Genomic DNA, 2,702 nt, shown 5'->3' on the forward strand with positions numbered 1-2,702 from the left:
GAATGATGTCACGCTGAAAATGCCGGCCTTTGAATGGGTTCATGTGCAGCTCCATCAGCAAAAGGGGATGATAAGTTTATCACCACCGACTATTTGCAACAGTGCCGCCAAGACCAATGTCGCTCCCGATGCGGTAGACTTTGCCGGCCACGGCGTCCAGCACCGGCGCGAGTCGGGCAAAGGCGGCATCGCTCCCGGAGGCCATCACCGTCATGTCGCCGGCGGCCGCTTTCACGGCGCCGCCCGATACCGGCGCGTCGAGCATCAATAGCTGGTACTCCGCCAGCGCCTCGGCAATGGCCTGAGCATCGGCGGAGGCGATGGTGGACGACACCATCACGACGGTGCCCGGCTTCAGATGGGCGGCGAGGCCGCTCTCGCCGAACAGGATCCCCCGCACCTGGGCGGCATTGACCACCAGCAGCACAACTGCATCCAGTTCCGCGGCGAACGGCACCGCGCTGGGGCCCGCGCCTTTGGCGCCCGCCGCCAGCAGTGCGCGACAGTTGTCGGGATTGATGTCAACGCCCCAGGTGTTCAGGCCCGCCTGCAGGCAGGCGCGGGCGGCGCCCATGCCCATTGAACCCAGTCCAATCACGCAGACGTTAGTGTGTGCAGCCATGCTGGTCTCCTTGTGAACATTAGTTAATTAATGTGATTTAATGATAGAATAAAGCGTTATCATGTGAATTTATGTGAGAGTTATCACGAATAACCCACATGAATATAAAAAATTCACAGGCGGAAAGAGGCTGCACAGCGGCGATTCTTGCCCTAAAATAGCGTAAAAAACAGCGGCAAAGCGCGATAACAACACCGGGTGTCGCCAGGGCCGTAGCCTGGGTGGTGACGCCTGGTGTGAAAAAATGGTAAGGGGAGAGCGGTGATTCCAATAGAACGACATCAGCGTATTTTAGCCCTGGTGGAGCAGCGTGGGGCGGTAAGCATTAACGAGCTGACGGAGATCCTCGGCGTGTCCCATATGACCATCCGTCGGGACGTCAGTAAACTGGAGGAGCAGGGGCTGCTGGTCAGCGTCTCGGGCGGCGTACGCGCCGTCAGCCGGCTGGCCGCGGAACCCAGTCATCTGGTGAAAAGCACGCTGCAGAGTGAGGAGAAACAGGCGATCGGCGCGCTGGCGGCGAGTCATATCGCTAAAAACAGTTGCATCTATCTGGATGCCGGGACTACCACCCTGGCGCTGGCGCGGGCGATCCTCGACCGGAACGATCTCCAGGTGGTCACCAATGATTTTGAGATAACCCAGCTGCTGATCGATGCCAGCCAGTGCGGCGTGATCCACACCGGCGGCACTCTGTGCCGGGAGAACCGCTCCTGCGTGGGCGAATCGGCGGCGCGTACGTTACGCCACCTGGCTATCGATACGGCCTTTATCTCCGCCAGCGGCTGGGACAGTCGCGGGATATTCACCCCTGATGAGAACAAGGTTACCGTCAAGGAGACCGTCAGCCAGGTCAGCGCGAGAAGCATCCTGCTGTGCGACAGTTCGAAATACAATCAGGTGGCCACGTTTATGGCGTTACCTTTGACCCGGTTCACCACCATCATTACCGACCGGCATCTTTCCGATGCCGCCGCCAGTCATATCGCCCGGCACGCCTGCGAGGTGCTGCGGGCCGGATAACGCGCGCGGCCACCGCCGGCTTAGCGTTGCCAGTGCTCGATCAGCGCCGCGCCGATCCCGGCGATTTGCTGATTTCGCTCGGCCATGCTCGCCGGCGTATCCCGCAGATAAATCACCACAATGCGCTCTGCTTTGTTATTCGGGCCAAGCAGGGCGACAATCCCGCGCGCACCCCGCTTGCTAGCTCCGGTCTTATCGGCGATAAACCAGCCCGCCGGCAGCACGGAGCGGATCAACGGTCCGGCGACCCGATCGTCCACCATCCACTGCAGCAGCTGCCGTTGCGAACGGGCGCTCAGACGCTGGCTGGTCAGCAGCTTGCGCAGGGTCGCGGCCATGCTGGCCGGGGTAGTGGTGTCGCGGGCGTCGCCGGGAAGCGCCTCATTCAGTTCCGTTTCCCAGCGGTCAAGGCGGGTGACGTTGTCGCCGATCTGGCGCAAAAAGGCAGTCAATCCTGCGGGGCCGCCGACGGTGGCCAGCAGCAGATTGGCGGCGCTGTTATCGCTCATGGTAATGGCGGCGGCGCAGAGTTCGCCGACCGTCATGCCGTCGGCAAGGTGTTTTTCGCTGACCGGCGAGTAGTCCACCAGATCCTGCTGGCGATAGTGGATCTTTCGCTCCAGCTGTTCGTCACCGGCATCCACCCGCGCCAGCACTGCGCCGCAGAGCACTACTTTAAAGGTGCTCATCATGGGAAAGCGTTCATCGGCGCGCCAGGCGGTCAGCGTGCGGCCGCTGGCCAGATCCATTTCTATCATGCCTACGCGGCCCGACAGCTGGCTTTCGCTTTGTTTAATTTGCTCAAGCGGCTGCGGGCTGGCGTGTACCGCCAGCGGCAGGGTGGCTAACAGGGAGATAATACACAGGCGAATATAACGCATAACCACAATACATCCTTGAGTGAAGGCCGATAAAGGCGAGTAAAGAAGCGACAAATAAGAATAACCCGGCGTTGGCACTGTTGCAAATAGTCGGTGGTGATAAACTTATCATCCCCTTTTGCTGATGGAGCTGCACATGAACCCATTCAAAGGCCGGCATTTTCAGCGTGACATCA

General features: G+C 60.1%; 3 protein-coding genes and 1 pseudogene. 1 reads left to right on the forward strand and 3 read right to left on the reverse strand.

The annotated features are described in order from the left end of the window. Positions 1 to 97: 97 nt before the first annotated feature. Positions 98 to 622, reverse strand: a pseudogene (locus tag ACOTX1_RS23690) (NAD(P)-binding domain-containing protein); the annotation flags it as partial. A 261-nt stretch (positions 623 to 883) separates the two neighbouring features. Here ACOTX1_RS23690 and ACOTX1_RS23695 point away from each other — a divergent pair. Continuing rightward, positions 884 to 1,645, forward strand: a complete 762-nt coding sequence (locus ACOTX1_RS23695; protein ID WP_002210513.1) for a DeoR/GlpR family DNA-binding transcription regulator — start codon at positions 884 to 886, stop codon at positions 1,643 to 1,645. A 20-nt stretch (positions 1,646 to 1,665) separates the two neighbouring features. On the opposite strand, the gene ACOTX1_RS23700 is transcribed toward ACOTX1_RS23695, so the two are convergent. Together ACOTX1_RS23700 and ACOTX1_RS23705 are read right to left on the reverse strand one after the other, a co-directional pair. After that, a complete protein-coding gene (locus ACOTX1_RS23700; RefSeq protein ID WP_002904004.1) occupies positions 1,666 to 2,526 on the reverse strand; it encodes an extended-spectrum class A beta-lactamase SHV-12 in 861 nt (286 codons plus the stop codon). Further along, positions 2,447 to 2,702 (reverse strand): hypothetical protein (locus ACOTX1_RS23705; protein WP_213091363.1); only part of this gene is annotated, 256 nt, incomplete at its 5' end. The genes ACOTX1_RS23700 and ACOTX1_RS23705, both read right to left, overlap by 80 nt.

This window comes from Enterobacter cloacae complex sp. IR5401 (genome assembly GCF_049238425.1).
In the GTDB taxonomy this organism is placed as follows: Bacteria; Pseudomonadota; Gammaproteobacteria; order Enterobacterales; family Enterobacteriaceae; genus Enterobacter; species Enterobacter hormaechei_C.

Excerpts from the sequence above, each read along its gene's own strand:
- ACOTX1_RS23700 (WP_002904004.1), bottom strand. The coding sequence starts at position 2,526 with ATGCGTTATATTCGCCTGTGTATTATCTCCCTGTTAGCCACCCTGCCG.